Origin of the sequence: Streptomyces flavofungini, assembly GCF_030388665.1 — a bacterium.
GTDB classification, from domain to species: Bacteria; Actinomycetota; Actinomycetes; order Streptomycetales; family Streptomycetaceae; genus Streptomyces; species Streptomyces flavofungini_A.
This window is the reverse complement of sequence record NZ_CP128846.1, coordinates 5,025,064-5,051,693: the sequence shown is the minus strand read 5'-3', so window position 1 is coordinate 5,051,693 and position 26,630 is coordinate 5,025,064. Positions and strand designations below refer to the sequence as shown.

The following is a 26,630-nucleotide window of genomic DNA, read 5'->3' as shown; positions in this document are numbered from 1 at the left end:
CGGAGAGCTACTTCACAACGGTGATGCGGTCCGCCTTCGGCGGCGCGATCGGCTCGGCCGCCGAGGAGTTGGCGGCGAAGTAGTCGTTGAGCGCCTTCAGGTCGTCCGCGCCGACCAGCGGGTTCTTGCCCTTGCCGAGTTCGGCGAAGCCGTCGCCGCCGCCCGCGAGGAAGGAGTTCAGGGCGACGCGGTAGGTGGCGTTCGCATCGAGCGGCTTACCGTTCAGCTTCACGGAGTCGGTGACGATCCGGTCGGCGCCGGACTTCGTCATGTCGAGCGTGTACGTGAATCCGTCCGACACCTGGAGGATCTTCGGCGAGGCCTCGTTCGAGCCGCTGACCTGCTGCCTCAGGGCGGTCAGGAGCTGTGCGCCGGTGAGGTCGACGAGGTTCACGGTGTTGCTGAACGGCTGCACGGTGAACGCCTCGCCGTACGTCACGACCCCGTCGCCCTCGCTGCCGCTCGCCTTGTGGACGAGGTCGGATCGGATGCCGCCCGGGTTCATCAGGGCCAGGCTCGCCTTGGGATCCAGGGACTTGGCGTGCGCGAGCTGCGCGTCGGAGATCAGGTCGCCGAGCGGGGACTCGGGCGAGGTGGCGCCGCGGCCGGGGATGTCGCCGGAGATGAAGCCCACGGGCTTGCCGGCGATGGGGGCCGCGAGCTTGTCCCAGCGCTTGATGAGGCGCCCCATGTCGCGGGCCTTCGACTGCGTGCGACTGACGACGTGGTTCGCCGACTTCACGCTGGTGCGGACGATGTCCTTGGTCTTGCGGTCGTACGTCAGCGTGGTGTCCGTGTAGAGCTTGCCGTACGAGGACGCCGAGGTGACCATGCGCGGCTTGCCCGCGGGGTCCGGGATGGTGCAGACGTACGCCTGGTGGGTGTGGCCGGTCACGAACGCGTCGACCTTCGGCGAGGCGGCCTTGGCGATCGCGGTGATCGGGCCCGAGATGCCGTCGCCGGCGCCCGGGGAGTCGCAGTTGTAGTTGTACGCCTGGCTGGCCGGGGAGCCGCCCTCGTGGATGAGCGTGACGATCGACTTCACGCCCTGCTTGTCGAGGATCTTCGCGTACTTGTTGATCGTCTCGACCTCGTCGTGGAACTTCAGGCCCTTGATGCCGTCGGCCGAGACGATGTCCGGGGTGCCCTCCAGGGTCAGCCCGATGAAGCCGATCTTCACGCCCTTGTGCTTCCACACCGAGTAGGGCTTGAGGAGGGGCTTGCCGGTCTTCTCCTTGGTGACGTTCGCCGTGAGGTAGGGGAAGTCGGCGCCCTTGAACTTCTTCGGCTTGCCGTGCTTGTCCTTCTCGTAGCAGCCGTCCTTGGGGTGGCAGCCGCCGTTCTGGATGCGCGCCAGTTCCGTCGCGCCCTCGTCGAACTCGTGGTTGCCGACGCTGGAGACGTCGAGGCCCATCTTGTTCAGGGCCTCGACGGACGGCTCGTCGTGGAAGAGCCCCGAGAGCAGCGGGCTGCCGCCGATGAGGTCGCCGGCCGCGGCGGTGATGGAGTACGGGTGCCCCTTGCGGGCCTTGCGCAGGGACGTCGCCAAGTACTCGGCGCCGCCCGCGTCGACCTTCTTCTCCGTGCCGTCCGGCTGCTTCTCGGTGACCTGGCCCGAGGACCCGGCGGGCGGCTGGAGGTTGCCGTGGAAGTCGTTGAAGGACAGCAGTTGCACGTCGACCGTGCGCTTCTTGTCCTTGGCCGCGGTGGCGCCGCGCTTGTCCTTGGCCATGGCGCCGTCCCGCGCGTCCTGCCCCGCGCTCGCGGGCAGGGCGACGGCGAGCGCCCCGACAGTGGCGATGCCCGCCGCGACGGCGAGGACGCGGGTGGCTCGGCGCCTGGGCCTTCGGTGCTTCGGTATGGCGGACACGGGTTCCCCCCGGGGGCGTTAGGGACGACTTGGGCCGTCGGGCAGCCTATGGTCAACGCGCGTAGCGCAACAGGGGCCCGCTGGTTACAGGGTGGTTGCCATTCGTCTGCGGGAGGACTTCGGCTGAGGTCTCACCGCGCTGCGCGCTCGTCCTCGATCTCCCCCAACCCCTCAAGGAACGGGGGGACCCCCATGACAGGCCCCATGAGTCCGCCCCTCGTCGCCGTACCCTCGACTCATGACTGACGAGCAGCCCGCCACGGCACCCTCCCTCCGGCAGATCGACACCCTCGACGTGCTCACGGCCGATCAGGCCGAGGCCGTGCTCACGCTCCTCGCGGAGGCGGCCCGCACCGACGGGCAGCAGGCCGTGTCCGAGCAGGGACGGCTGCAGCTGCGCGGCGGGCAGAGGGAGGGCGTACGCCATCTGCTCCTGAGCGTCGGCGGCGAACTGGTCGGCTACGCCCAGCTGGAGGACACCGACCCCGTCGAGGCACCCGCCGCGGAGCTGGTCGTGCGTCCGGCGCACCGGGGGCACGGGCACGGGCGGGCGCTCGGCACCGCGCTGCTCGCGGAGTCGGGGCGGCGGCTGCGGGTGTGGGCGCACGGCGGGCACTCCGCGGCGCGCCACCTGGCCCAGGTGCTCGGCCTCACCCTGTTCCGGGAACTGCGGCAGATGCGGCGCCCGTTGACGGGCCTCGACCTGCCGGAGCCGGTGCTTCCGCAGGGTGTGCGGGTACGTGCCTTCGTCCCCGGCGAGGACGACGCCGCGTGGCTCGCGGTGAACGCCGACGCCTTCGCCCACCATCCCGAGCAGGGCTCCCTCACCCAGCGCGACCTCGACGACCGCAAGGCCGAGCCGTGGTTCGACCCGGCCGGGTTCTTCCTGGCCGAGCGCGAGTCCGGCGACGGCGGCGGCGAGTTGGTCGGCTTCCACTGGACGAAGACGCACGCGGCGGAGCGGCTCGGCGAGGTGTACGTCGTCGGGGTGCGTCCCGGCGCGCAGGGCGGCGGGCTCGGCAAGGCGCTCACCACCATCGGCCTGCGGCACCTCGCGGCGGCCGGGCTGCCGACGGCGATGCTGTACGTCGACGCGGACAACAAGGCGGCGGTGAGCGTGTACGAGCGCCTCGGCTTCGTGACGCACGAGACGGACCTGATGTACCGCACGGAGTCCTGAGACACAGGGGCCTGAGGCACGGAGTCCTGGGACACGGAGTCCTGGGACACACGGTCCCGATCCCGCCTCCGGGCGGACGCGCAACAACCCGGGGGGGCGGCGCCACCTACCTCCAGATCGTCCAGCAGGCCCTGCGCCTCGGCCTGCTGGAGCCCGGCGACAAGCTGCCCACGGCCCGCTAGGCGGTCGAGGCGACCGAGGGGGACCCCGCTCGTCCGGGCCTACGCGGACTTCCACCCCAGGTCCCACTTCTGTACGTACAGCTCATCGAGTCCGGGATCGGCCTCGCCCTCGCGGCCGCGGCGGTGTAGGCGCCCTTCCGGATCCCGCGACGGCGGACGCCCTGAGGAACCTCTGGGCCACACTCTCCCGTGTAGACGCCTGGGGGTATCCATGCGAACCCCCGGGCGTCATGTCGGCGTAACCACTGATTCAGACAGCCTTGCGACGCTCAGGCAATGCAGCCCCCCACTGTGCCCGAACCCTCGCCGGACGGAGCGCGCCCGAACGGCCAGGTCCGTCTCGCGCCCGAGGCCTTCGGCGCGCCCGGAGCGGGCACGGCGCGGAACAATGGGCGCATGAGCGAGCCCACCGCGCAGTCCGACAGCCAGCACACCGACGACCGCGCCGACATCGGAGTGCGCCACGCGCAGCCGTCCGTCGGCTCCCTCGCCGCCCACCGGCCGCACACCATCGCGGCCACGGTCTCCGACCTGGACCCCGACATCGACGCCGACCTGGACGGCTACGACGAGGACGCCCAGGCGGGGTACGGCGGCGCGGAGCTGCCGCAGGGCCGCTTCCTGGACCGGGAGCGCAGCTGGCTCGCCTTCAACGAACGCGTCCTCGAACTCGCCGAGGACCCGAACACCCCGCTCCTGGAGCGGGCGAACTTCCTCGCCATCTTCGCCTCGAACCTGGACGAGTTCTTCATGGTCCGGGTGGCGGGCCTGAAGCGGCGCATCGCGACCGGCGTCGCCACCCGTTCGGCCTCGGGCCTGCAGCCCCGCGAGGTCCTTGAGCTGATCTGGTCCCGCTCCCGCGAGCTCATGGCCCGGCACGCCGCCTGCTACCAGGAAGAGGTCGCCCCGGCCCTGGCCGACGAGGGCATCCACGTGGTGCGCTGGAACGAGCTCACCGACAAGGAGCAGTCCCGGCTCTACACCCTCTTCATGCACCGGATCTTCCCGGTCCTCACTCCCCTGGCCGTCGACCCCGCGCACCCCTTCCCCTACATCTCGGGCCTGTCCCTGAACCTCGCCGTGGTGATCGAGAACCCGGTCACGGGACACGAGCACTTCGCGCGCGTCAAGGTCCCGCCGCTCCTGTCCCGCTTCCTGGAGGCCTCCCCGCAGCGCTACGTCCCCATCGAGGACGTCATCGCCGCGCCCAAGCACCTCCAGGAACTGTTCCCGGGCATGAACATCAAGCAGCACCACATGTTCCGCCTCACCAGGAACGAGGACCTGGAGGTCGAGGAGGACGACGCCGAGAACCTCCTCAAGGCCCTGGAGAAGGAGCTGATGCGGCGCCGCTTCGGGCCGCCGGTGCGCCTGGAGGTCGAGGAGTCCATCGACCGCAAGGTGCTCGACCTGCTGATGCGGGAGCTGAAGATCGGCGAGTCCGAGGTGCACCCGCTGCCGGGCCCCCTCGACCTCACCGGCCTCTTCTCCATCGCGGGCCTGGACCGGCCGGAGCTGAAGTACCCGAAGTTCGTCGCGGGCACCCACCGCGACCTCGCCGAGGTCGAGTCGGCGTCCGCGCCCGACATCTTCGCGGCCCTGCGCGGCGACCACGACGTGCTCCTGCACCACCCCTACGACTCGTTCTCCACGTCCGTGCAGGCCTTCCTGGAACAGGCCGCCGCCGACGAGAACGTCCTCGCCATCAAGCAGACGCTGTACCGCACCTCGGGCGACTCCCCGATAGTGGACGCGCTCATCGACGCCGCCGAGTCCGGCAAGCAGGTCCTGGTCCTGGTCGAGCTGAAGGCCCGCTTCGACGAGCAGGCCAACATCAAGTGGGCCCGCAAGCTGGAGGAGGCCGGCTGCCACGTCGTGTACGGCCTGGTCGGTCTGAAGACCCACTGCAAGCTGTCGCTCGTGGTCCGCCAGGAGGGTGACAACCTTGTCCGGTACTCCCACGTGGGCACCGGCAACTACCACCCCAAGACGGCCCGGCTCTACGAGGACCTGGGGCTGCTGACCGCCAACCAGGAAGTCGGCGCCGACCTCTCGGACCTCTTCAACCGGCTTTCGGGCTACTCGCGCCGGGAGACCTACCGGCGCCTGCTCGTCGCCCCCAAGTCCCTGCGCGACGGCCTGATCACCCGCGTCAACCGGGAGATCCAGCACCACCGCGCGGGCCGCCCCGCCTACGTCCGCATCAAGGTCAACTCGATCGTGGACGAGGCCGTCATCGACGCGCTGTACCGCGCCTCGCAGGCCGGGGTGGCGGTGGACGTGTGGGTGCGCGGGATCTGCGCGGTACGGCCGGGGGTCGCGGGCCTGTCCGAGAACATACGCGTCCGCTCCGTGCTCGGCCGCTTCCTGGAGCACTCCCGGATCTTCGCCTTCGGCAACGGGGGCGAGCCGGAGGTGTGGATCGGCAGCGCCGACATGATGCACCGCAACCTCGACCGCCGTATCGAGGCCCTGGTCAGGGTGATGGCCCCGGCGCACCGGGCGACCCTGAACCGGCTCCTGGAGACCGGCATGTCGGACACCACGGCCTCGTGGCACCTGGGGGCGGACGGCAACTGGACCCGGCATGCCACGGACCCGGACGGCCAGCCCCTGCGGAACGTACAGGAGATGCTCATAGACGCCCGGAGGCGCCGGCGTGGCACAGCAACACCATGAGATGACGGCGGGCGAGACGCTGTCGGTCTACCTGCAGGACCAGGCGACCGACTTCCTCCGCTCGCTGCGGCTGCACCGCGAGTCCTCGACGGACGCGCACGGCGCCGAGGAGTCCCTGGAGGCGGCGCGGGCGCTGCGGCGCGCGTCCCGCAGGATCGGCGCCACCCTGCACACCTTCCGGCCGCTCCTCGACCCGGAGTGGACGGAGTCCCTCCGGCCCGAGCTGGCGTGGCTGTCCGGCACGTTGGCCCGCGAGCACGCCTACGCCGCGCGACTGGAGCGGCTCCTGGGCGCCCTCCACCGGCTGTCCTCCCCGCCACCGCCCCTCCCGGGCCCGTCGGCCCCGGCCTCCCCGCCGGGTTCGTCCGCCCCGCCGTCACCCTCGACACCGCCCCTCCGCGGCGGATACCCCCCGCCCGCCACCGACAGGTGGACCGGAAGCAGCCCGGGGGCACCACTGCCCGCGGCCGCACCGGATGCCGCCTCCACCGCTGTGGGCAGGCGTTCCGCAGGGCGAGGGGGGCACCCCCGGCCGAGCGGAGCCGAGAGCGGGGGAGGGTGGGCGCAGCCCCCGGCCGACGGTGCCGACACGTCCAGGCCCCGCCAGGCCGGCCTCCCCGCCCAAGGCTCCGCCAAGAAGCCCACCGGCCCCCTGGCCGTGGGCGCCGCCAAGGCCGCCGCGCTCCTGGAGCGCCAGCTCACCCTGGCCCGCACCCGGGCCCACTCCGCCGCGCTCCAGGCCTTCGGCTCCTCCCGCTTCCACGCCGTGGCGGACAACGTGGCCGTCCTCGCCAGCGAGGTCCCCCTGCGCGCCGCCCCGGACGCCGACCTCAAACCCCTGGCCGCGACGGCCGAACAGCACCTGGCGGAGGCGGTGACGGCGCTCCCCCTGATCAGGGCGGGCCACCCGTACAACGCGGAGGCCCTGATCCACGGTCTCGCGACGGACACCGCCCCGGAGGCCCAGGACGCCCCCTGGCTGAAGGTCCGCTCCCTGCTGCGCCTGCACCGCTACGCCCAGGAGGTCCTCCTCGGCGAGGCCCCCCTCGACCCCCGCCTGCTCCAGGCGGGCCAGGCCCTGGACCTGCACCGGGAGGCCGCGGACGCGGCGGCGGCCGCCGCCTCGGCGGCCCGCACCCCCCGGATCGCCCCGGCCACCGCGTACGCCCTCGGCGTGCTGCACGCCGACCAGCGCCACGAGGTGGAGGCGGCGAGGTTCGCCTTCCAGCAGGCCTGGCTCCGCGAGGCGGTCACGGCGCCGTGACCGGGCCGCCGGACCTGATCCGCGCGGCGGGCTGCGTGCTGTGGCGCCGCGCGCCGGGGCCGGGCGGCCTTGAGGTCTGCCTGGTGCACCGGCCGAAGTACGACGACTGGTCGCACCCCAAGGGCAAGCTGAAGCAGGGCGAGTCCCCGCTGGCGGCCGCCGTGCGCGAGGTGGGGGAGGAAACCGGCCACCACTGCGTCCCCGGCCCGCCCCTGCCCACGGCCCACTACCGCACCGGCGGCCGCCCGAAGGTGGTCCACTACTGGGCGGCCGAGGCCACCCACGGCCACTTCACGCCGAACCGCGAGGTCGACCGGATCCGCTGGCTCCCCCCGGCCGAGGCCCGCGCCCGCCTCACCCAGCTCCGCGACCGCGAGCTCCTGGACGCCCTGCTCACCACGCTGCACCGGGTGGACGGGGCCTGACGCAAGTGTGCGCATCGGACACGCGCCGGAGACCGTGAGTACCCGGCCGGGCGCGTAAAGTCACGCGGTGCTGGTCGGCGGCGCCCCGTTCCTGGAGAGCCGCCGCCTCGCCGCGCCCCCCGCGACGTAATACGACCGTGACCTAACCACAAAGTCCTCGTAGGTTCACCACGCGTTCATTTACGGCCATCGGTCACTTCACCTGATCTGCCTAATTTCGGCCCTACGTGATGCGTGGCGCGATCCCACGGAACGCCCCGGCAGCACGCGCCAGACCCACGGCCACCTACGGCCACTCGTACAGACTTCGCACGCCGCCGCCCGGCGGCTCCCGGAAGGAACTCCCGACAGTGAAGCTTCAGCGCATGAACCGGCGGGCCCTCACCCTCGGTGCTCTCGCCGTCTCCGGCGCCCTGGCCCTCACGGCGTGCGGCTCGGACGACGACGGCAGCAGCAACGGCGGCAAGAAGACCAACGCCAACAGCAACATCGACTGCGAGGGCGCCAAGGGCCAGCTCATGGCCTCCGGCTCGTCCGCACAGAAGGGCGCGATCGACGCCTGGGTCAAGCAGTACCGCGCCGCCTGCAAGGACGTGCAGCTGCAGTACAAGCCGGACGGCTCCGGCGCCGGCATCACCTCCTTCCTGCAGGGCCAGACCGCCTTCGCCGGCTCGGACTCGGCCCTGAAGCCGGAGGAGATCGCCGAGTCGAAGAAGGTCTGCAAGGGCAGCCAGGCCATCGACCTGCCGATGGTCGGCGGCCCGATCGCGATCGCCTACAACGTCCCGGGCGTCGACAGCCTCACCCTGGACGCGAAGACCATCGCCGACATCTTCAACGACAAGATCAAGACCTGGGACGACAAGGCGATCGAGAAGCTCAACCCCGACGCCAAGCTCCCCGGCACCAAGATCCAGGCCTTCCACCGCTCCGACGAGTCCGGCACCACGGACAACTTCACCAAGTACCTGAAGGGCGCCGCGCCCTCCGCCTGGCCGCACGAGCCCGCCAAGGTCTGGGCCGCCAAGGGCGGCCAGTCCGCGAGCGGCTCCTCCGGCGTCGCCCAGCAGGTGAAGCAGACCGAGGGCGCCATCTCCTACATGGAGCTGTCGTACGCCACCGAGGGCATCAAGACCGTCGACCTCAAGACGGGCGCCAAGGAGCCGGTCAAGGCCACCGTCGACAACGCCTCCAAGGCCATCTCCGAGGCCAAGGTCGTCGGCAAGGGCAAGGACCTCGCCATGGAGCTGAACTACAAGCCCACGGCCGAGGGCGCGTACCCGATCATCCTGGTCACGTACGAGATCGTCTGCGAGAAGAACAACAAGAAGGACACCCTCGCCACCACGAAGTCCTTCCTGAACTACATCGCGAGCGAGGACGGTCAGTCCGTCCTCAAGGACGAGTCCTACGCCCCGATGCCGACCGAGATCATCACCAAGGTCCGCGAGACCGTCAAGGGCCTGAGCTGACCTAAGAGCGCGGCCCGCCTCCCCGGCGGGCCGCGCCGTCCGGTGCACCGCCGCCAGGAGCCACCCGCGCCGACCGCGCGGCCGGCTCCGCAGACCGGAGAACCCCCATGGACATACCCACCGACACCCCTCCCCCGCCCTCGCACGTCGAGGACGCCGAGCCGACGACCACCGAGCAGAAGCGCGCCGCGCGCGGCGCCACCCGCCCCGGTGACCGGATCTTCCTCGCGCTCTCGCGCGGCTCCGGCATCACGCTGCTGCTGATCATGGCCGCCGTCGCGGCCTTCCTCGCCTACCGCGCCTCCATCGCGCTCGCGGACAACGAGGGCAACTTCCTCACCACCTTCGAGTGGGACCCCGCGGGCTCCCTGCACGACGGCAAGCCCTACTTCGGCATCGCCGTCCTGGTCTTCGGCACCATCGTGAGCTCGATCATCGCGCTCGTGATCGCCGTGCCCGTGGCCATCGGCATCGCGCTGTTCATCTCGCACTACGCGCCGCGCAGGCTCGCCGCCCCCATCGCCTTCGTGATCGACCTGCTCGCCGCGGTGCCCTCGATCGTCTACGGCCTGTGGGGCGCCCTCGTGGTCGCCCCGAACCTCACCGGCCTCTACAGCTGGCTCGACGACTACTTCGGCTGGACCGGCATCTTCGAGTACCACGGCGGCGCCCCGCGCTCCCTGATGACCGTCGGCATCCTGCTCGCGATCATGATCCTGCCGATCATCACCAACGTGAGCCGCGAGGTCTTCCTGCAGGTCCCGAAGATGCACGAGGAGGCCGCCTTGGCCCTCGGCGCCACGCGCTGGGAGGTCATCCGCATGTCGGTGCTCCCCTTCGGCCGCTCCGGCATCATCTCCGCCTCGATGCTGGGCCTCGGCCGCGCGCTCGGCGAGACGATCGCCGTGGCCACCGTGCTCTCCCCGACCTTCGTGATCCAGGCGTCCGTGCTCGACTACGGCGGCGGCACCTTCGCCCAGAACATCGCCAGCAAGTTCAGCGAGGCCAGCGAGTACGGCCGGGACGCCCTGATCGCCTCCGGTCTCGTCCTGTTCGTCATCACTCTCCTTGTCAACGGCGCGGCCCGCCTGATCATCGCGCGCCGCAAGGAGTACTCGGGGGCCAACGCATGAGCACCACGACCGTCAAGCCCACCGGTACCCCCGGCGGCCGGCCCCCGTCCGACCTGCGCAGGGCCCGCCTGCCTCGCTGGGCGCCCTACGTCATCGCCGTCGGCTCCCTCGCCGTGGGCAGCGGCATCGGCCTCGCGGCCGACCTCAGCTCCCGCCTGCAGTGGGGCCTCATCTCGGCGATCCTGTTCGTCGGCGTCTCGTACTTCCTCTCGGCGAGTGTCGAAGGCACCCGGCAGGCCAAGGACCGCCTGGCCACCTCGCTGGTGTGGGTCATGTTCCTGCTGGCCGTCGTGCCGCTGGCCTCCCTCATCTTCGAGACCGTCCAGCGCGGCACGGAGGTCTTCGACGGGTACTTCCTGAGCCACTCGATGGGCGTCGTCGCCGACGACGAGCCCGGCGGCGGCATCTACCACGCGCTCATCGGCACCCTGGAGCAGGTCGGCCTCGCCTGCCTGATCGCCGTGCCGATCGGCCTGCTCACCGCGATCTACCTCGTCGAGTACGGACGCGGCAAGCTCGCCAAGGCCGTCACCTTCTTCGTCGACGTGATGACGGGCATCCCGTCCATCGTCGCCGGTCTGTTCGTCCTCAGCTTCTGGATCCTGATCCTCGGCTTCGACTTCTCCGGCTGGGCCGGCGCCATGGCGCTGTCGATCCTGATGATGCCGGTGGTCGTGCGCTCCACCGAGGAGATGCTGAAGCTCGTCCCGAACGAGCTCCGCGAGGCATCGCTCGCCCTCGGCGTACCGAAGTGGCGCACCATCCTGAAGGTGGTCCTGCCCACCGCCATCGGCGGCATCACGACCGGCGTCATGCTGGCCGTCGCCCGCATCGCGGGCGAGACCGCGCCCGTGCTGCTCCTGGTCTGGACGAACCCCTTCATCAACACGGACCCGTTCAACGGCCCGCAGGGCTCGCTGCCGCTCTTCATCTACCAGCAGTACGCGTCCGGCACCTCCGCCGGTTACGACCGTGCCTGGGCGGCGGCGCTCGCGCTGATCGCGTTCATCATGATCCTCAACCTCGTGGCCCGCGGCATCGCCCGCTGGAAGGCCCCGAAGACCGGTCGCTGACGCGGCCACCCAGCGACCGACGGCAGTACCCCCCCTTTTCGAAAGCAGTGATCCCCATGGCCAAGCGAATCGACGTATCGGGCCTCAACGCCTACTACGGTTCCCACAAGGCGATCGAAGACATCTCCATGACCGTGGAGCCCCGCTCCGTGACGGCCTTCATCGGCCCGTCCGGCTGCGGCAAGTCCACGTTCCTGCGCACCCTGAACCGCATGCACGAGGTCACCCCCGGCGGCCGCGTCGACGGCAAGGTGCTCCTGGACGGCGACGACCTGTACGGCTCCGGCGTGGACCCGGTGAACGTGCGCCGCACCATCGGCATGGTCTTCCAGCGGCCGAACCCCTTCCCGACCATGTCGATCTACGACAACGTCGCGGCGGGCCTGAAGCTCAACGGCTCGTACAAGAAGAGCGAGCTGAACGACGTCGTCGAGAAGTCCCTCAAGGGCGCCAACCTCTGGAACGAGGTCAAGGACCGCCTGAACAAGCCCGGCTCCGGCCTCTCCGGCGGCCAGCAGCAGCGCCTGTGCATCGCCCGCGCCATCGCCGTGGAGCCGCAGGTGCTCCTGATGGACGAGCCCTGCTCGGCGCTCGACCCGATCTCCACCCTCGCCATCGAGGACCTGATCGGCGAGCTGAAGGAGCGCTTCACGATCGTCATCGTGACGCACAACATGCAGCAGGCGGCCCGCGTCTCGGACCGCACGGCCTTCTTCAACCTCGCGGCGGTCGGCCAGCCCGGCAAGCTCATCGAGATCGACGAGACCGAGCGCATCTTCTCCAACCCGTCGGTCCAGGCGACCGAGGACTACATCTCCGGCCGCTTCGGCTAGACCTCACCGGCCGGACAGAACTCCCCGCGGTGCTGCATGGCGGTGCCACCGCAGGGACGAGAAGGGCCCGCCCCCCGGCTCCCGGGGGGCGGGCCCGTATCACTTTCCCGTCCCGCCCCAGCCGCCCTTCCCGCGTCTCCCGTGTTCGGCGTCACCACAACTATCCGCGCCCCCCGTTGGTCAACTTCGGCATCAGGACCTGGCCGGAATCCGTTCCCGGCCCGGCACACACCCTGGGGGGACTCTCTCTTGCGCAGCACCACCTATCTCACGGCCGCGGCCTGCGCCGCGGCCCTGCTGAGCGTCACCGCCCCGGCCCAGGCCGCCCCCGCGGCCCCCGCCAAGCCCGCCGCCGGGAAGGACGCCGCCGACTTCAACGGCGACGGCTACCCGGACCTGGCGATCGGCGCGCCCAGCGCCAAGATCGACGGCATCAAGCGGGCCGGGCTCGTCTCCATCGTCTACGGCTCCGCCGAGGGCCTGAAGTACGACAAGCAGCAGCTGGTCAGCCGTGCCACGCCCGGCGTCCCGGGCGAGCCCAAGGCCAACCCCTACGGCTGGGGCATCCAGGCGAGCCACGGCGACCTCGACGACGACGGCTACGACGACCTGCTGATCAGCGACGGCCCCGGGCTGCTCGTGCTGTGGGGCGGCAAGGACGGCATCTCCGGCGGCACCGAGGTGCCCACCGGCGAGGGCACCACCGCGTCCCCGGCCTTCCGCCAGGCCTGGCAGCGGATCGGCGACGTCAACGGCGACGGCAAGGCCGACATCGTCGGCGCCGCCCAGGTCGGCCCGCAGATGAACGCCAACTGGGGCCTCGGCACGCTCTACGGCCCCTTCGACCGCGGCACCGGCAAGCCGGCCTCCGTCCAGTTCCGGGACACCGAGGCCAAGGACGGGGTGGCCGCGACCAGCGTCCAGGTCGGCGACATGACCGGCGACGGCGTCGACGACGTGGTGACCATGGGCACCGGCACCCGCCCGTCCGACGGCCGCCAGGCCCGCGTCCTGCAGGGCACCCGCGACGGCTACGTCCCCGGCGGCAAGCTGAACGCCCGCCACGGCGGCGCCTTCGGCGACCTCAACGGCGACGGCTTCCAGGACTTCGTCGGCACGCCGCAGGAGTACGACGCCGACAACAGCGGCGCGATCTCCGTCACCTACGGCGGCCCGGACGGCGTGAGCAAGACGATCCCGGCCCGCGTCTACGACCAGGACAGCCCGGGCGTCCCCGGCATCGACGAGAAGGGCGACCGCTGGGGCACCGACGTGGCCGTCGGCGACCTGGACAAGGACGGCTACGGCGACATCCTGGTCGGGGCGTCCTGGGAGTCCGCGACGGATCCGTCCACGGCCGTGTCCGGCTCGGTCACCATGCTGCGCGGCAGCAAGAGCGGCGTCACCACCAAGGGCGCCAAGGTCCTCACGCAGAACTCCAAGGGCATCCCCAGCACCTCGGAGAAGTCGGACCACTTCGGCGAGGCGGTCACCGTCGTCGACGCCGACAAGAACGGCACCCCCGAGGTCTACGTGGGCGGCATGGGCGAGGACACCTTCGTCGGCCGCACCTGGCAGCTCCAGACCGACGCGAGCGGCGTGACCGGCACCGGCGCCAAGAGCTTCAACCTCGGCGGCGGCTACGGCTCCGCCCACTTCGGCGAGTACTTCGCGAAGTAGACGCGTACGCCGAGTACGCCGGGCACGCCGAGAGCGGGCCCGTACACGCGAAGTGCCCCCGGCCCGGATCACCACGATCCGGACCGGGGGCACTCCCGCGTCCGCGCCCCTACAGGAACGCCAGATTCACGATCCAGAAGCTCAAGGCAGCGACCAGGGCCGCCGCGGGCATGGTGATGAACCAGCCCAGGATGATGTTCTTGGCGACGCCCCAGCGCACCGCGTTCACCCGCTTGGTCGCACCGACGCCCATGATCGCGGACGTGATGACGTGCGTGGTGGAGATCGGCGCGTGGAACATGAACGCGGTGGTGAACATGATGCCCGCGCCCGTGGTCTCCGCGGCGAAGCCCTGCGGCGGGTCCAGCTCGATGATCTTGCGGCCGAGGGTGCGCATGATGCGCCAGCCACCGGCGTACGTACCGAGCGACAGCATCACCGCACAGGAGATCTTGACCCAGATCGGGATCGGGTCACCGGCGTCCTCGACGTCGGCGATGACCAGGGCCATCACCACGATGCCCATGGTCTTCTGGGCGTCCTGGAGGCCGTGGCCGAGCGCCATGCCGGCCGCCGAGACGGTCTGCGCGATCCTGAAGCCGCGCTTGGCCTTGTGCGGGTTGGACTTGCGGAACATCCACATGATCGCGCACATCACCAGATAGCCGACCGCCAGGCCGACCAGCGGCGACAGGAACATCGGGATGACGATCTTCTCGACGACCCCGGACCAGATCACCCCGATGCCGCCCGCGAGCGCCGCCCCCACCAGACCGCCGAACAGCGCGTGCGACGAGGAGGAGGGCAGGCCGAAGTACCAGGTGACGAGGTTCCAGACGATGGCGCCGACCAGACCGGCAAAGAGGATCCACATCCCCTTGGTGCCGTGCGGCGTCTCGATCAGCCCTTCGCTGACCGTCTTGGCGATGCCGCTGCCGAGGAAGGCACCGGCGAGGTTCATGACCGCGGCCATGGCGAGCGCCGCGCGTGGCGTCAGCGCACGCGTGGAGACGGAGGTGGCGATGGCGTTCGCGGAGTCGTGAAAGCCATTCGTGTACGTGAAACCGAGCGCGACGCCAATGGTCACGATCAACGCGAAGGTGTCCATGGAGGTGCCTCAGGACTCCTTGACCGCGATGGTCTCCACCGTGTTGGCGACGTGCTCGAACGCGTCGGCCGCCTCTTCCAGCACATCGACGATCTGCTTGAGCTTCAGCACCTCGATGGCGTCGTACTTGCCGTTGAAGAGGTGGGCGAGCAGCTTGCGGTGGATCTGGTCGGCCTGGTTCTCCAGGCGGTTGACCTCGATCCAGTATTCGGTGAGGTTGTCCATGGTGCGCAGATGCGGCATCGCCTCGGCCGTCAGCTCGGCGGCGCGGGCGAGCACCTCGATCTGCTGCTCCACGCCCTTGGGGAGCTCCTCGACCTGGTAGAGCACGACCAGGTCGACGGCCTCCTCCATGGCGTCCATGATGTCGTCGAGCGAGGACGCGAGGGAGTAGATGTCCTCGCGGTCGAACGGCGTGATGAACGAGGAGTTCAGCTGGTGGAAGATCGCATGCGTCGCGTCGTCCCCCGCGTGTTCGGCGGCCCGCATACGCTCAGCGATCTCGGCTCGGGCGGAGGCGTCGGCCCCGAGCAGTTCCATCAGGAGCTTGGAGCCGGTGACGATGTTGTCCGCGGATGCGGCGAACATGTCGTAGAAGCTCGTCTCCCTGGGGGTCAGACGAAATCGCACGTGGGGTCCTCGGGGTGCTTTGGATGCGGTCAGGCTGATGCTAGGCGCATCATCCGGCCACGGCTAACCGGCCGGACCCCAGTGTCGCCCATCAGGCACAGTGATCAGCACACCACCCGAGGAATCGGCTACCCTATACCCACCAGGGGTATGCACAGGAGGACGCGATGACGACCACAGAGGCGGCCGCCGCGGCCACGACCGAAGCGCCCTCCGGCGAGGACCAGGCGGCAGCGGCGGGCACGGCCCACCAGACACACGGCTACCACAAGCAGAAGGACGAGCACCTCAAGCGCCTGCGCCGCATCGAGGGCCAGATCAGGGGCCTGCAGCGGATGGTCGAGGAGGACGTCTACTGCATCGACATACTCACCCAGGTCTCCGCCGGCACGAAGGCCCTGCAGTCCTTCGCCCTCCAGCTCCTGGAGGAGCACCTGCGCCACTGCGTCGCGGACGCGGCGGTCAAGGGCGGCGACGAGATCGACGCGAAGGTCGAGGAGGCCACGAAGGCCATCGCCCGGATGCTGCGCACCTGACAGGCCGTAGGCCTAGGGCCGGGGCTCGTCCCCGGCCACCGCGCCGTTCCCGGCCACCGCGCCGTCCCCGTCGAAGACCCTGAGCACCTCGTCGATCCGGTCGGCGCTGAGCCGCTCACCGCGCGCGGCGGACGCCGCGATGATCAGTTCTCCGCACAGCTCGATCTCGGCGAGGGCAACGTGGTCCTGAACTGCCGTTCCGCCCACCGGAGCCACGTTCATCACCTCTTCCTGACCACACTCGTGCCGGTATCGGCTTCCTAGAGTAGGGAGCGGCCTACGCACCGCGCATGGCACGGACGGACCATATTCCACCCCTCACCCGTGCAACGGCTCAGCGCACCGCGATCTTCCCGGTGAAGATGTCACCGGCCGCGGGGAGCCGCACCCGCACCGGCGCCCCGTACCCGTACAGCGAGGTCGTCGACGCCACCGTCGCGTCCGCGACCCGGAAGCGGTGGCGCACCTCACGCAGCCGCCCGCGCCCGTCGAGGTAGGCGTCGAACGGCACCCCGGCCTTGCTGAACCCTTTCTCCACCGCGGTCCTGAGCGCGGGCCTGTGCTCCTTGGAGGCGGCCCGCGCGGCCCGGGCCAGGTCCACCACACCGCGGTAGTGCCGCACGTCGACGCCGTCGAGCCGGGTCCGCTCCACATACGTCACCTCGCCCGCGCCGCGCAGGAGTTCGGCGGCGGCGAACGGGTCGGTGGCGCCGCCGGTGACGAGGTTCCCGTCGGACAGGGACGCCGTCTCGATGTGCACCCACTTGTCGGCGGGCACGCCCGCGCCCCGGTTCTTCATGTACAGGTCCCCGCCCGCGAGCAGCTCGGTGACGGGCGGCCTGCGCCCGGACGTGTCCGCGGGCTCCTGCGGCAGCGCGACGTCGAGCCGGCCGACGCGGCGCCGGAAGTCGTACCCGCCCCGGCCCGTGACGGTCACGCGGGTGCCGCCGCTGGCCATCTCCATCGCCGTGCGCGCCCGGGAACTCCCGGCGCGCACCAGGGAGTCGGGGGCGGCCCGCACCGTCCCGACGGGGTCGGCCGCCGCCGGGTCGTCGCTGGCCGCGGCCCCGTCACCGGCGCACGCCGTGGCCAGCGTCATCAGCGCCGCCGCGCTCGCGGCGGCCGCTCTGCTCCTGTGCCCGCGCTGCTGCCCCATCGCCCCGTCGGCCCCCAGCCTTTCCCACGCCGATCCCACGCCAACCGTCCGGCCTCTCGCCACGTCGGTTAACGACCGGTCCGAGGGGTCGTCACGCGGGAGCGCGTTCACCCGGCGGGCGTACCGTGGTCGGGTGGCTGAGCAGAGACCTCCGCAACCGCACCGGACCTCCACCGTCGAGAACGGCCCGTTCTGCGCCGCCCGGTGCACCTGCGGCTGGCGCGGCCCGGCCCGCAGAGCGCGCAGCAGGGCCCGGACGGACGCGGCGGATCACATGGCGCAGGCGGTGTAGCCCGGTCACGGTGGCCGCCGGTGAGTTCACGGCGCCCACCGAGCCGCACGTGCGCGGCGCCCGCCGGTGAGTTCACGGCGCACGCCGACGGGAACCCCGCAAGCACCCGCGCCGTCTCGTTGTGCGGGAAGCAACGGGAGGGCCTCATGCAACGACGTACGTTCCTCGGAACGACGACCGCCGCGCTCGCGGCGGCCACCACCGCCTGCACCAGCGGCGCGGACTCCGGCAGCGGGGCGAGCGGCACCGCCACGACCACCACGGCGCACACCAGCACCGCCACCACGCCCATCAGGACGGCCGCGGCCTCCGCCCCTGCCAACCTCGCCGCCCTCGCCCGGGACCTGGACGGCACCCTGGTCCGCCCGAACGAGGCCGCCTGGGCCACCGCCCGCCAGCTCTACAACACCCGCTTCGACAACCTGAAGCCGACCGCCGTCGCCTATGTCGCCGGCGTCGACGACATCCGCACCACCCTGGCCTACGCCCGCGCCCACGACACCCCCGTGTCCATCCGCAACGGCGGCCACTCGTACGCGGGTTGGTCCTCCGGCACGGGCCGCCTCGTCATCGACGTGTCGAAGCTGAACCGCGTCCGCTCCAGTGGCACCACCGCCACCATCGGCGGCGGCGCCAAGCTCATCGACGTCTACCGCGCGCTCGCCGCGAAGGGCGTCACCATCCCCGCGGGCTCCTGCCCGACCGTCGGCATCAGCGGCCTCACCCTCGGCGGCGGCCACGGCGTGGTCTCCCGCGCCTACGGCCTGACCTGCGACAGCCTCACCGGCGCGACCCTCGTCACGGCGGACGGCAAGCGCATACGAGCCAGCAAGAGCGAGAACAAGGACCTCTTCTGGGCGCTGCGCGGCGCGGGCAACGGCCAGTTCGGCATCGTCACCGAGCTGACCTTCCGCACCCACCCCGCCCCGCAGGCCGTCTCCGCGTATCTGACCTGGCCCTGGTCGAAGGCCGCCGCCGTCCTCAAGGCCTGGCAGGAGTGGGGGCCTTCGCAGCCGGACGAGATCTGGTCCTCCGCGCACCTCGCGGCGGTGCCGGGCGGCACGCCCACCATCTCCGTCGCCGCGTTCTCCCTCGGCACGTACGGCTCGCTGCAGAACGCCGTCGACCGGCTCGCCGACAAGGTGGGCTCACCGGCGCGCAGCGTCTCGCTGAAGCGCCGCTCCTACGAGCAGGCGATGGAGGTGTACGCGGGCTGCTCGTCGTTCGCCTCGGACGCCCAGTGCCATCTGCCGGGCTCCACGCCGGGCCGCACGCCGAGCGGCGCGCTCGGCCGGGAGACGTACGCGGCCCGCTCCGACTTCTTCGACCGCTCCCTGTCCGCCGCGGGCATCCGCGCGCTGCTCCACCAGATCGAGGGCGTGCGGGGCGAGCGCGGCACCGCGGGCAGCATCGCCCTGACCGCGCTCGGCGGCGCCATCAACCGCGTCGACCCGACGGCAACGGCGTTCGTCCACCGCCGCTCGCGGATGCTCGCCCAGTACATCGTGTCCTGGCGCGCGGGCACCTCGGGGAGCACCGCGCAGTCCTGGCTGAACACGGCTCACACCGGGATGCGGCGGTACGCGTCCGGGGCGGCGTACCAGAACTACGCGGACCCGACGCTCACCAACTGGCGGGAGGCGTACTACGGGCAGGCGGCGCCGCGCCTGAAGAAGCTGAAGAAGCAGTACGACCCGACGCGCTTCTTCTCGTTCCCCCAGGCCCTGTGACCGCTCCCCTTGGCCGGGCCGCCGGATTCGGTCCGGCTGAGCCGCGAGGTCCCGCTCCGGCCAGGCCGCCAAGCCCCGCTCCCGGCTAGGCCGCCAAGTCCCGCTCGTCGGAGCCCGGTGTGGGCTCCTGCTCGGCCAGGGCGGCGACCGGCTCGACGTCGCCGGGGCCGCGCCACACCAGGCGGGAGGCCTTCTTGGAGCGGGCGACAGCCTTGGTGACGGGGGTCAGCAGGGCCATGGCGAGCGGCGAGAGCAGCAGCGCGACCGCCGTGCCGAGCGCGAACCCGCCGACGACGTCGGTGGGGTAGTGCACGCCCATGAAGACCCGGCAGAAGCCCTCGGCGACGGCGAGCGCGATGCCGGCGATGCCGAACTTGCGGTTGGCGACGAAGAGGCCGACGCCGATGGCCATGGCGAGCGTCGCGTGGTCGCTCACGAAGGAGTAGTCGGTCTTGCCGTCGGCCAGGACCTCCAGGCCCTGGTGGTCCACGAAGGGGCGCGGGCGCTCCACGAAGCCTCTTATCGGCACGTTCACCAGGACGGCGATACCTGCGGCGAGCGGCGCCCACACGACGGCGGCGACGGACGAGGCCGCGTCGTCGAGGACCGGGCGGCGGCGGGCTCCCCACCAGCACCACACGACGAGCAGGACCAGGGCGAGCAGGAGTCCGTACTCACCGACGAACTCCATGGTCCGCGCGAGCCAGCCGGGGGCGTCCTCGGCCAGGCCGTTGATGTCGTAGAGCAGGCTGACGTCGGGGTTCGACCCGGAATCATCGAGTCCAGCCATGATGCTGCGGCCCCTTGTCTTCTCACTCGCGAGCGCACGTGGTCGTGCGCCCTTCCATCAACCCCCGTGGTCAGTGCAGTCGTGCCGCTGGTTCAGTGCTCCCCGCGCTGCCTTCGCGTCCATGGCGCTGTTCTTCGCGTACGTGCCGTACCAGACAAGGGAACGCCTGGTCCCCTTCCATACGTTCCACTCTCCACCGAAAGATCACTCAGACGTTATCGAAGAGAGATTCATCGCCGCAGCTCAGGGGGTTGCTCCGGCGGATGGTTCCAGCCAGATCACGCGGCGCGCGCCGTGCGCGCGCCCTCCGCTCTCCGGCGGGACAGTCGGCGGCGCGGGCCCGGGTCAGGCCTCGGCGCCCTCGTCCGCGGGTCGCCCGGAGGGACGGCCGGTGGGCCCTCCCGAAGGCGAACCGGAAGGTTCCTCGGCGGGCCCGCCTTCGGGATCCACGCCCGAGCCCTCTTCCGGCTTCGTCGACTCATCAGGTTTCACAGGCTTCTCTGACTTCTCCGGCTTCTCTCCGGGCCGCTCCACCAACTTCTCCACCGGCTTCTCGGGGATCGCTTTTGCGCCATCTTTGGTGACTCGCGTGGCTCCGAAGTAGTCCGGCGTATCGATCGGGTCGAAGCGGATCACCGCACCGGGCCTGGGGGCGTCGATCATGTAGCCCCCACCCACATAGATCCCCACGTGCCGGATGGCACGCGAGTTGCTGAGGTCGTCCGAGAAGAACACCAGGTCACCGGGGAGCAGTTCGTCGCGCTTGGGGTGCGGCCCGACGTTGTACTGGTCGTTGGCCACGCGCGGCAGGTCGACGCCGACGCTGCGGTACGCGGCCAGGGTGAGGCCCGAGCAGTCGAACCGGCCGTTCTGGTCGGCGGTGCCGTTGCCGCCCCACAGGTACTCGGTGCCGAGCTTCTTCTGCGCGTAGGAGATGGCGCCCGCCGCCTGCTGCGAGGGGTCCACCCGGTCGATGGGCCTGGCGAAACTCTTCTCCAGCGTCGTGATGATCTTGACGTAGTTCTGCGTCTCGCGATAAGGGGGCACGCCGCCGTACTTGATCACGGCGTAGGCGCCCGCGTTGTACGCGGCGAGCATGTTCTTCGTCGGGTCGCCCGGCGCGTCCTTCACGTACTTGGCGAGCTTGCAGTCGTAGGAGGCCGCGGACGGGATGGCGTCCTCGGGGTCCCACACGTCCCGGTCGCCGTCACCGTCCCCGTCGAGCCCGTGCGAGGCCCAGGTGCCGGGGATGAACTGCGCGATCCCCTGCGCCGCCGCCGGACTCTGCGCACGCGGGTTGAACCCGCTCTCCTGGTACAGCTGGGCGGCCAGCAGGGCCGGGTTGATCGCCTTGCAGAGGTTGCCCCACTTCTGCACCAGCGGCTGGTACGAGGCGGGCACGGCCCCCTTGGCGAGCCCGACGTTCCCCCCACCGCCCGACTGCTCGGCAAGACTCCCCGCCGCGACGAAGGTCCCGACGACGAGCAGCATCATGAACCCCATGGACCCACTGAACGCGACGCCTGCGAGCAGCCATGCCTTACGCACCGTCAACCACCCCTCGCCGCCCGGGAGTCCGCCGGAGCCAGTGTAGAGGCGGGGCCCCTGGCGAGGGGCTTACGAACACGCGGCCCACAGGAGCTTCCCGCCGCGCCCCGGACTCGCGTACGCGCCCCACGAGTGGGAACACGCGCGCACCAGGCACAGCCCCCGGCCGGCCTCCGCCCACTGCGGGGACGTGCCGCCGTCCGGGGACACCGCCGCCCCGAACCCCGGCGGGACGACGGGACTGCTGTCCCAGACGGCCACGCGGACCCCATCGGGGGCGGAAGGCTGAAGCCCGAGGCCGTAGGCCCCCTCGGTGTGCAGCTGGGCGTTGTTGAGCATCTCGGCGGCCAGGAGCTCGGCGGTCGGCGTGAGTTCGGTGAGCCCATGGGCGGCGAGCACGGCCCGTACGTGTGCGCGGGCGACCCCCGGTGCGCGGGGATCGTGCGGGAGGTGGAGGGCGTAGGCCCAGGACGGGTTTACGGTGGTCATGGAAGTCTCCGTTCACGCAGGGGAGTTGCGGGGTCGTGCCCAGTGACCGTTGCCGCTCCGTCGAGCGGGGTGCTTCTGGGGTGGGGGCCCGGCTATAAGGTAGCGGCGCAGAATTTAACGGGTTAACCGATTCTGAGGATTGCCGTTAACTGCCACCCGTGTGAGTGACCTGGAGCATCAAGGAGGCGGGCAAGCCCGTGCGAAGCAACCCAACGGGTCGTCAACTCCGATTCGGCGCCGAACTGCGCAAACTCCGTGAGCGCGCAGGGCTCACCGCTACCGAGGCCGGTCAACTGCTCGGGGTGAAGCAGAATCAGATCAGCAACACGGAAGCGGGGCGCGTGGGCGTGAGCCCCGAACGCGTGCGTACGCTGGCCCGCCACTACAAGTGCGCCGACGCAGCCCTCATCGAAGCCCTCAGCATCATGACCGCCGATCGCACGCGCGGCTGGTGGGAGGAGTACCGCGAGATCCTTCCCGCGGCGCTGCTCGACCTCGCCGAAGTCGAGCACCACGCCCGGCGGCTACGCACAGCCATCACAGTGCACATCCCTGGCCTGCTGCAGACCCCCGATCACGCCCGCGAGCTGTTCCGCCAAGTCGTGCCCGAGCTCTCGCCACCTGACATCGAGCACCGCGTCTCGTTCCGCATCAAGCGGCAGGCCGTCCTCTTCAGAGACTCACCGACGCCCTACCTGGCGATCGTCCACGAGGCCGCCCTACGCATGCAGTTCGGCGGAGCAGGTGTCGCCAAGGGGCAGCTCCGACACCTACTGGACATGAGTGAACGCGAGCGCGTCACGCTGAAGGTGCTCCCCTTCGCCGCCGGTTCCTTCCCCGGCTCCGGGCAGTCGATCTTCTACTCCAGCGGTCCGGTGCCTCAACTCGACGCAGTCCATCTCGACCAGTCCCACGGCCCCGTCTTCCTCGACGCGGAAGCCCAACTGCAGATGTACCGCGTACTCCTCGACCGCATGGAACGCGTGGCTCTTACTCCGGAACTGTCCCGTGACTTCATCCTCAACTTGCTTGGCGACCTGTGAAAGGAAACGAGATGCCCGAGCCCACCTCTTGGCAGAAGTCGTCCTACTGCGGTTCGGGCGACTCCTGCATACACGTGTCCGCCAGCCCGACCGGCCAGGTCAGACTCACGGAGAGCGCCGCCCCGGCCCCAGTCATGCTCTCCGCACCGCGCACCGCGTTCGCCGCTCTCCTCCGCGCCGCAAAGGAGAGCCCCAACCGTGCCTGACGTGCCCCCTGACCTCGACTGGACCCGAACCGCCCCCGAAGAGGAAGACGGCCCCGGCCCCTGGATCGAACTCGCCTTCGGCCCGGACGACGCCGTCTACCTGCGCACGACCGACGCCCCGGACAACGTCGTCACGACCACCCGCAAGAAATGGGACGCCTTCGTGCTGGGTGTACAGGCGGGTGAGTTCGATCACTTCGTGGCAGGCATCGGAGATGACTGACCGTTACATCTGGTTGTCGCTGGCAAGACGAGGCGCGTAAGAACCTCCCCCCTCGACCAGAAGATGTCACTCTGCGCACAATCGGAATGCCTTCTTCACTCCCGTGCGAAATGATGCGGCTTGCCTGGGATGTATGCCCTGAGGAAGGGTGATGCCCGCCCCGGCCAGGGAAAACGACCGGGGCGGGCATCACATACACGGCCGGCCGTGCCGCAACACGGCGCAAGGGGTGGCGCGCGGACCAGGAGTCGAGCCGCTGGCACGACAGCCGCAGGGACAGCAATCACACCAAGGTCCGGTTCAAGGGCTGTGACTCCGACCGCAGCAGCGGGTTCCTGGGTCCTCTCACCCTCTACCGGGCCAAGTCCTGGGCCCCTGATCCATCAGCCGGGGGCTGCCCACGCCCAGGGGCAGCCCCCGGTTCCGCTTCATGAGGTCACATGTCTCTGGAAATATCCCGCTGCACATTCGGCTACCGACGCGGCAGCAACATACTGAACCGGCTCACCCTCACCCTCGGCCCTGGCTGCACCGTGCTGCTCGGCCCCAACGGTGCCGGCAAGTCAACGCTGCTCGGAGTCATGGCCACGGCCCTCACTCCCCGGTCCGGACGACTGAGCCTGCACGGCCTCACTCCTGATTCCCGCGCGAAACTGAGGACCTACCGCAGCCGCGTCGGCTGGCTGCCCCAGTCGGTGCGCCCCGTCGCAGGGCTCAAGCTGAGGGAGCAGGTCGCTTACGCGGGCTGGTTGAAGGGCATGTCGAAGCCCGCTGCCTGGGACGCCGCTGCGGAGGCCCTCGACCGAGTGGGCCTCGGTGGCCTGACGGACCGTACGGGGCGGCAGTTGTCCGGTGGACAACTGCGGCGGCTAGGCATCGCGCAGGCGCTCGTCCACAAGGCCGAGGTCGTACTCATGGACGAGCCGACCGCCGGGCTCGATCCCCATCAAAGGGGCGTGTTCCGCGACCTGCTGGGAGAACTGGCACCCACCACGAGCTTCGTCGTGTCCACACACCAGACCGAGGACCTCGCCGAGATCTTTGACTCCGTAGTGGTGCTCGACCAAGGGCACGTGCGCTTTCAGGGCTCGGTACCGGACTTCCTCCGTACAGCGCCCGCCGACGCCGCCCCCGGGCGCCTCGCGGAGGCCGCGTACGCCGGATTCGTGCACGGGGAGGTCTGAGCATGCCATGGCGCGCGCTGCTGCGCACCTCAGGCGCCCTGTGGGGGTTGCTGCCCGCATGCGTATGGATGTGGCTCTTCGCCCACCAGCCGGATTCCACTGTCACGGACCGGTACTGGGAAGCCGCCACCGCACAGACCACGACCATCGGCATCGTCGCGGTCGCGCTCAGCGCGGCGGCCGCGGCCTGGGAGGCCGTCCGGCTCCGGCGCTCACGCATCGCGGACGGTGCCGGGGCTCCCGTGCGCACTCCGATCGTGGTCGCGCTCTCCCAGCTGCGTACCGTGTGGGGCGCAGGACTCGCCTGCGTCCTGTGGACGCTTGTCTGCGTCTCCGAATGGGCCGCAGGCGCGCCGGGAGCCCCAGACCCACGGGTGATCGGGCTGCTGTGCCTGATGATCCTCGCCTATACCCTGGCGGGATACGCCGTGGGCTGGCTGTTCCCGGGGGTGCTCGCCGTTCCGGCGGTCGCAGTGGCCACGTTCCTGTGGCTATCGTACCCCGTCGCCCTGGAGCCTTTCTGGCTACGCCAGTTGAACGGCACGAACCTCGCCGAGTGCTGTGCCTACGACCGGACACTCGACACCAGAGCGCTGGTCGGCCCGGCTCTGGTCGCCACCGGTCTGCTGGTGGCCGCGGTCGTCGCCATCGTGGTGCGGGCGTGGGCGGCCCGTCTCGCCGGGCTGTTGCCGCTGGCGCTGGCCGTGCTGGTCGCCGTACCCATGGTGGATCCGCTCGGCTACGACCCAACGGACAGCCGGGACACCGCCGCACTCAGCTGTGCCGGTACGTCCCCGCAGGTGTGCGTCTGGCCCGAGCAGGATGACGACGCCGAGAAGTTCCGGACCTGGGTGGAGGACAGCGCAGGACGCCTGAGGAAGGCAGGGATCGCCATGCCCCGGACATACACACCCGCGTACTCCCACCCGACCCGACCCGACGTGGTCGCCTCGCTGGTCAGCGCCCTTATGCCGCAGACAACACCCGCCTGTGCGGCCGATGAGGGCTCCTGGGCCGGGGAATCGGCATACGGGCCCCTCGCTGCCTGGCTTGAGCTGACGGCGGGAGCGCGCACGGCGGACGTCGCGGGACGCTTCGACGACGGCGGCAGGACGCTGGCGCTGGTCCACCGGGTGCGGAAGCAGCCCGTACGGGCGCAGAAACAGTGGTACAAGAAGAACCGCGCCGCACTCACCAGCTGCGGTGTCAAGCCCGAGCTGAACCCCGACGCCCACAGCGGCGGTGACGCGTGATCTGGTGGCTCCGCGTCAGGGCCGTCCCCGCAGCCCTCGCTTCCCTCCTCGCAGTCGGATGTATCGCAGCCCTCGCTCCCAACTCCGAGGTTCCGGTGCCCTCCGTCATAGGCGGCCTCACCACCGGACTGCCCTTCCGCTACCTCGTGCCGCTGCTTCCCACACTGCTCGTCCTGAACGGTCAGGCGCGAACCGACCGGGTGTCGGAGAGTGTCGCAGCCCGGCCTGTACGCCGCATGGACGCGTGCCTCGCCGTGGGGATGGTCGCCTGTATGTCCATGGCCTCGGTCGTCGTCCCCGACGGTGTCGCCGTCGCCCGCAACCTGGCGGGCTATCTGGGCTTCGCCCTGCTGGTCCGCTGGCTCTCGACGCCGCAGGCGGCAACAGGCCTGACCGCCTTCCTGCCGTTCGCCGTCGTTTCGATCGGAGGCAACGCGGGCCAACCAGCCTGGTGGGCCTGGCCCCTTCAAGACGGTGACGCCCCGTTGGCAGCGAGCTGCGCCGCCCTCCTGTTCGCGACCGGTCTCGCCCTGTCCTTCCGCCCGCCTCTCCTGCGCGAACGGGGACACAGCGATACCTCCGGCACGTAGCACCGGAGGCTCGACATCGTCGACGACCCGAAACCGACCGTCACGGCTGTTTGACGGAGCG

The 26,630-nt window shown here is 70.6% G+C and carries 24 protein-coding genes and 1 pseudogene; 17 read left to right on the top strand and 8 right to left on the bottom strand.

Features of this window, described 5'->3' with window-relative positions:
* Positions 1 to 7 precede the first annotated feature (7 nt).
* Positions 8 to 1,870 (bottom strand): bifunctional metallophosphatase/5'-nucleotidase, encoded by a 1,863-nt coding sequence (locus QUY26_RS21290; RefSeq protein ID WP_289949023.1) that lies wholly within the window; start codon positions 1,868 to 1,870, stop codon positions 8 to 10.
* 238 nt (positions 1,871 to 2,108) lie between these two features.
* Here QUY26_RS21290 and mshD point away from each other — a divergent pair, with 238 nt between their 5' ends.
* The 9 genes from mshD to QUY26_RS21245 all read left to right on the top strand — a co-directional run bounded on the left by mshD (position 2,109) and on the right by QUY26_RS21245 (position 13,791).
* Positions 2,109 to 3,050, top strand: coding sequence for a mycothiol synthase (mshD, locus tag QUY26_RS21285; protein WP_289949021.1), 942 nt, complete (start codon positions 2,109 to 2,111; stop codon positions 3,048 to 3,050).
* Positions 3,051 to 3,508: 458 nt separating this feature from the next.
* Positions 3,509 to 5,911 carry an RNA degradosome polyphosphate kinase gene (locus QUY26_RS21280; RefSeq protein WP_436840374.1) on the top strand — a complete coding sequence of 801 codons (2,403 nt, stop codon included), beginning with the start codon at positions 3,509 to 3,511 and terminating at the stop codon, positions 5,909 to 5,911.
* Positions 5,892 to 7,175 (top strand): CHAD domain-containing protein, encoded by a 1,284-nt coding sequence (locus tag QUY26_RS21275; RefSeq protein ID WP_436840373.1) that lies wholly within the window; start codon positions 5,892 to 5,894, stop codon positions 7,173 to 7,175. Before QUY26_RS21280 ends, QUY26_RS21275 begins: the two co-directional genes overlap by 20 nt.
* Positions 7,172 to 7,600, top strand: coding sequence for an NUDIX hydrolase (locus tag QUY26_RS21270; protein WP_289949016.1), 429 nt, complete (start codon positions 7,172 to 7,174; stop codon positions 7,598 to 7,600). The genes QUY26_RS21275 and QUY26_RS21270 overlap by 4 nt, the downstream gene beginning before the upstream one ends.
* A gap of 350 nt (positions 7,601 to 7,950) precedes the next feature.
* Positions 7,951 to 9,072: a phosphate ABC transporter substrate-binding protein PstS gene (pstS, locus tag QUY26_RS21265; RefSeq protein ID WP_289949013.1), complete on the top strand. Its 1,122-nt coding sequence runs from the start codon at positions 7,951 to 7,953 to the stop codon at positions 9,070 to 9,072.
* 107 nt (positions 9,073 to 9,179) lie between these two features.
* Positions 9,180 to 10,205, top strand: a complete 1,026-nt coding sequence (pstC, locus tag QUY26_RS21260) for a phosphate ABC transporter permease subunit PstC (RefSeq protein WP_289949011.1) — start codon at positions 9,180 to 9,182, stop codon at positions 10,203 to 10,205.
* Positions 10,202 to 11,278, top strand: a complete 1,077-nt coding sequence (gene pstA, locus QUY26_RS21255) for a phosphate ABC transporter permease PstA (protein ID WP_289949009.1) — start codon at positions 10,202 to 10,204, stop codon at positions 11,276 to 11,278. Before pstC ends, pstA begins: the two co-directional genes overlap by 4 nt.
* Before the next feature lie 56 nt (positions 11,279 to 11,334).
* A complete protein-coding gene (gene pstB / locus QUY26_RS21250; RefSeq protein ID WP_030362251.1) occupies positions 11,335 to 12,111 on the top strand; it encodes a phosphate ABC transporter ATP-binding protein PstB in 777 nt (258 codons plus the stop codon).
* Between the two features lie 249 nt (positions 12,112 to 12,360).
* Positions 12,361 to 13,791, top strand: coding sequence for an FG-GAP-like repeat-containing protein (locus QUY26_RS21245; RefSeq protein WP_289949005.1), 1,431 nt, complete (start codon positions 12,361 to 12,363; stop codon positions 13,789 to 13,791).
* A 109-nt stretch (positions 13,792 to 13,900) separates the two neighbouring features.
* Here QUY26_RS21245 and QUY26_RS21240 read toward each other — a convergent pair whose 3' ends face one another.
* A complete protein-coding gene (locus tag QUY26_RS21240) occupies positions 13,901 to 14,899 on the bottom strand; it encodes an inorganic phosphate transporter (protein WP_289949003.1) in 999 nt (332 codons plus the stop codon).
* 9 nt (positions 14,900 to 14,908) lie between these two features.
* Positions 14,909 to 15,529 (bottom strand): DUF47 domain-containing protein, encoded by a 621-nt coding sequence (locus tag QUY26_RS21235; RefSeq protein WP_289949001.1) that lies wholly within the window; start codon positions 15,527 to 15,529, stop codon positions 14,909 to 14,911.
* Between the two features lie 167 nt (positions 15,530 to 15,696).
* Here QUY26_RS21235 and QUY26_RS21230 point away from each other — a divergent pair, with 167 nt between their 5' ends.
* Positions 15,697 to 16,065 (top strand): metal-sensitive transcriptional regulator, encoded by a 369-nt coding sequence (locus QUY26_RS21230; protein ID WP_289948997.1) that lies wholly within the window; start codon positions 15,697 to 15,699, stop codon positions 16,063 to 16,065.
* Between the two features lie 12 nt (positions 16,066 to 16,077).
* Here QUY26_RS21230 and QUY26_RS21225 read toward each other — a convergent pair whose 3' ends face one another.
* On the bottom strand, positions 16,078 to 16,287 hold the full coding sequence (locus tag QUY26_RS21225; protein WP_289948996.1) for a hypothetical protein: 210 nt from the start codon (positions 16,285 to 16,287) through the stop codon (positions 16,078 to 16,080).
* A gap of 112 nt (positions 16,288 to 16,399) precedes the next feature.
* The gene (locus QUY26_RS21220) at positions 16,400 to 17,221 is read right to left on the bottom strand and encodes a hypothetical protein (protein ID WP_289948995.1); all 822 of its coding nucleotides are present in this window, start codon (positions 17,219 to 17,221) and stop codon (positions 16,400 to 16,402) included.
* 438 nt (positions 17,222 to 17,659) lie between these two features.
* On the opposite strand from QUY26_RS21220, the gene QUY26_RS21215 reads away from it, so the two are divergent.
* Complete coding sequence (locus tag QUY26_RS21215; protein ID WP_289948994.1) at positions 17,660 to 19,243, top strand: FAD-binding oxidoreductase; 1,584 nt, start codon at positions 17,660 to 17,662, stop codon at positions 19,241 to 19,243.
* Between the two features lie 85 nt (positions 19,244 to 19,328).
* Here QUY26_RS21215 and QUY26_RS21210 read toward each other — a convergent pair whose 3' ends face one another.
* The 3 genes and pseudogenes from QUY26_RS21210 to QUY26_RS21200 all read right to left on the bottom strand — a co-directional run bounded on the left by QUY26_RS21210 (position 19,329) and on the right by QUY26_RS21200 (position 22,070).
* On the bottom strand, positions 19,329 to 20,033 hold the full coding sequence (locus QUY26_RS21210; RefSeq protein ID WP_289948992.1) for a phosphatase PAP2 family protein: 705 nt from the start codon (positions 20,031 to 20,033) through the stop codon (positions 19,329 to 19,331).
* A 546-nt stretch (positions 20,034 to 20,579) separates the two neighbouring features.
* Positions 20,580 to 21,581: pseudogene (locus QUY26_RS21205) on the bottom strand (NlpC/P60 family protein); the annotation flags it as partial.
* Between the two features lie 69 nt (positions 21,582 to 21,650).
* On the bottom strand, positions 21,651 to 22,070 hold the full coding sequence (locus QUY26_RS21200) for an ATP-binding protein (RefSeq protein ID WP_289948987.1): 420 nt from the start codon (positions 22,068 to 22,070) through the stop codon (positions 21,651 to 21,653).
* Between the two features lie 197 nt (positions 22,071 to 22,267).
* Between QUY26_RS21200 and QUY26_RS21195 the strand changes: the two genes are divergently transcribed.
* The 6 genes from QUY26_RS21195 (at position 22,268) to QUY26_RS21170 (ending at position 26,569) form a co-directional block, all read left to right on the top strand.
* Complete coding sequence (locus tag QUY26_RS21195) at positions 22,268 to 23,113, top strand: helix-turn-helix domain-containing protein (protein WP_289955881.1); 846 nt, start codon at positions 22,268 to 22,270, stop codon at positions 23,111 to 23,113.
* A gap of 11 nt (positions 23,114 to 23,124) precedes the next feature.
* Entirely contained in the window at positions 23,125 to 23,319 is a 195-nt protein-coding gene (locus tag QUY26_RS21190) for a DUF397 domain-containing protein (RefSeq protein ID WP_289948985.1), read from the top strand.
* Positions 23,312 to 23,542 carry a DUF397 domain-containing protein gene (locus QUY26_RS21185; RefSeq protein WP_289948983.1) on the top strand — a complete coding sequence of 77 codons (231 nt, stop codon included), beginning with the start codon at positions 23,312 to 23,314 and terminating at the stop codon, positions 23,540 to 23,542. The genes QUY26_RS21190 and QUY26_RS21185 overlap by 8 nt, the downstream gene beginning before the upstream one ends.
* Before the next feature lie 440 nt (positions 23,543 to 23,982).
* Positions 23,983 to 24,726 (top strand): ATP-binding cassette domain-containing protein, encoded by a 744-nt coding sequence (locus tag QUY26_RS21180; RefSeq protein WP_289948981.1) that lies wholly within the window; start codon positions 23,983 to 23,985, stop codon positions 24,724 to 24,726.
* A 2-nt stretch (positions 24,727 to 24,728) separates the two neighbouring features.
* On the top strand, positions 24,729 to 25,979 hold the full coding sequence (locus tag QUY26_RS21175; protein WP_289948979.1) for a DUF7224 domain-containing protein: 1,251 nt from the start codon (positions 24,729 to 24,731) through the stop codon (positions 25,977 to 25,979).
* 95 nt (positions 25,980 to 26,074) lie between these two features.
* Complete coding sequence (locus QUY26_RS21170; RefSeq protein WP_289948977.1) at positions 26,075 to 26,569, top strand: hypothetical protein; 495 nt, start codon at positions 26,075 to 26,077, stop codon at positions 26,567 to 26,569.
* Positions 26,570 to 26,630 lie beyond the last annotated feature (61 nt).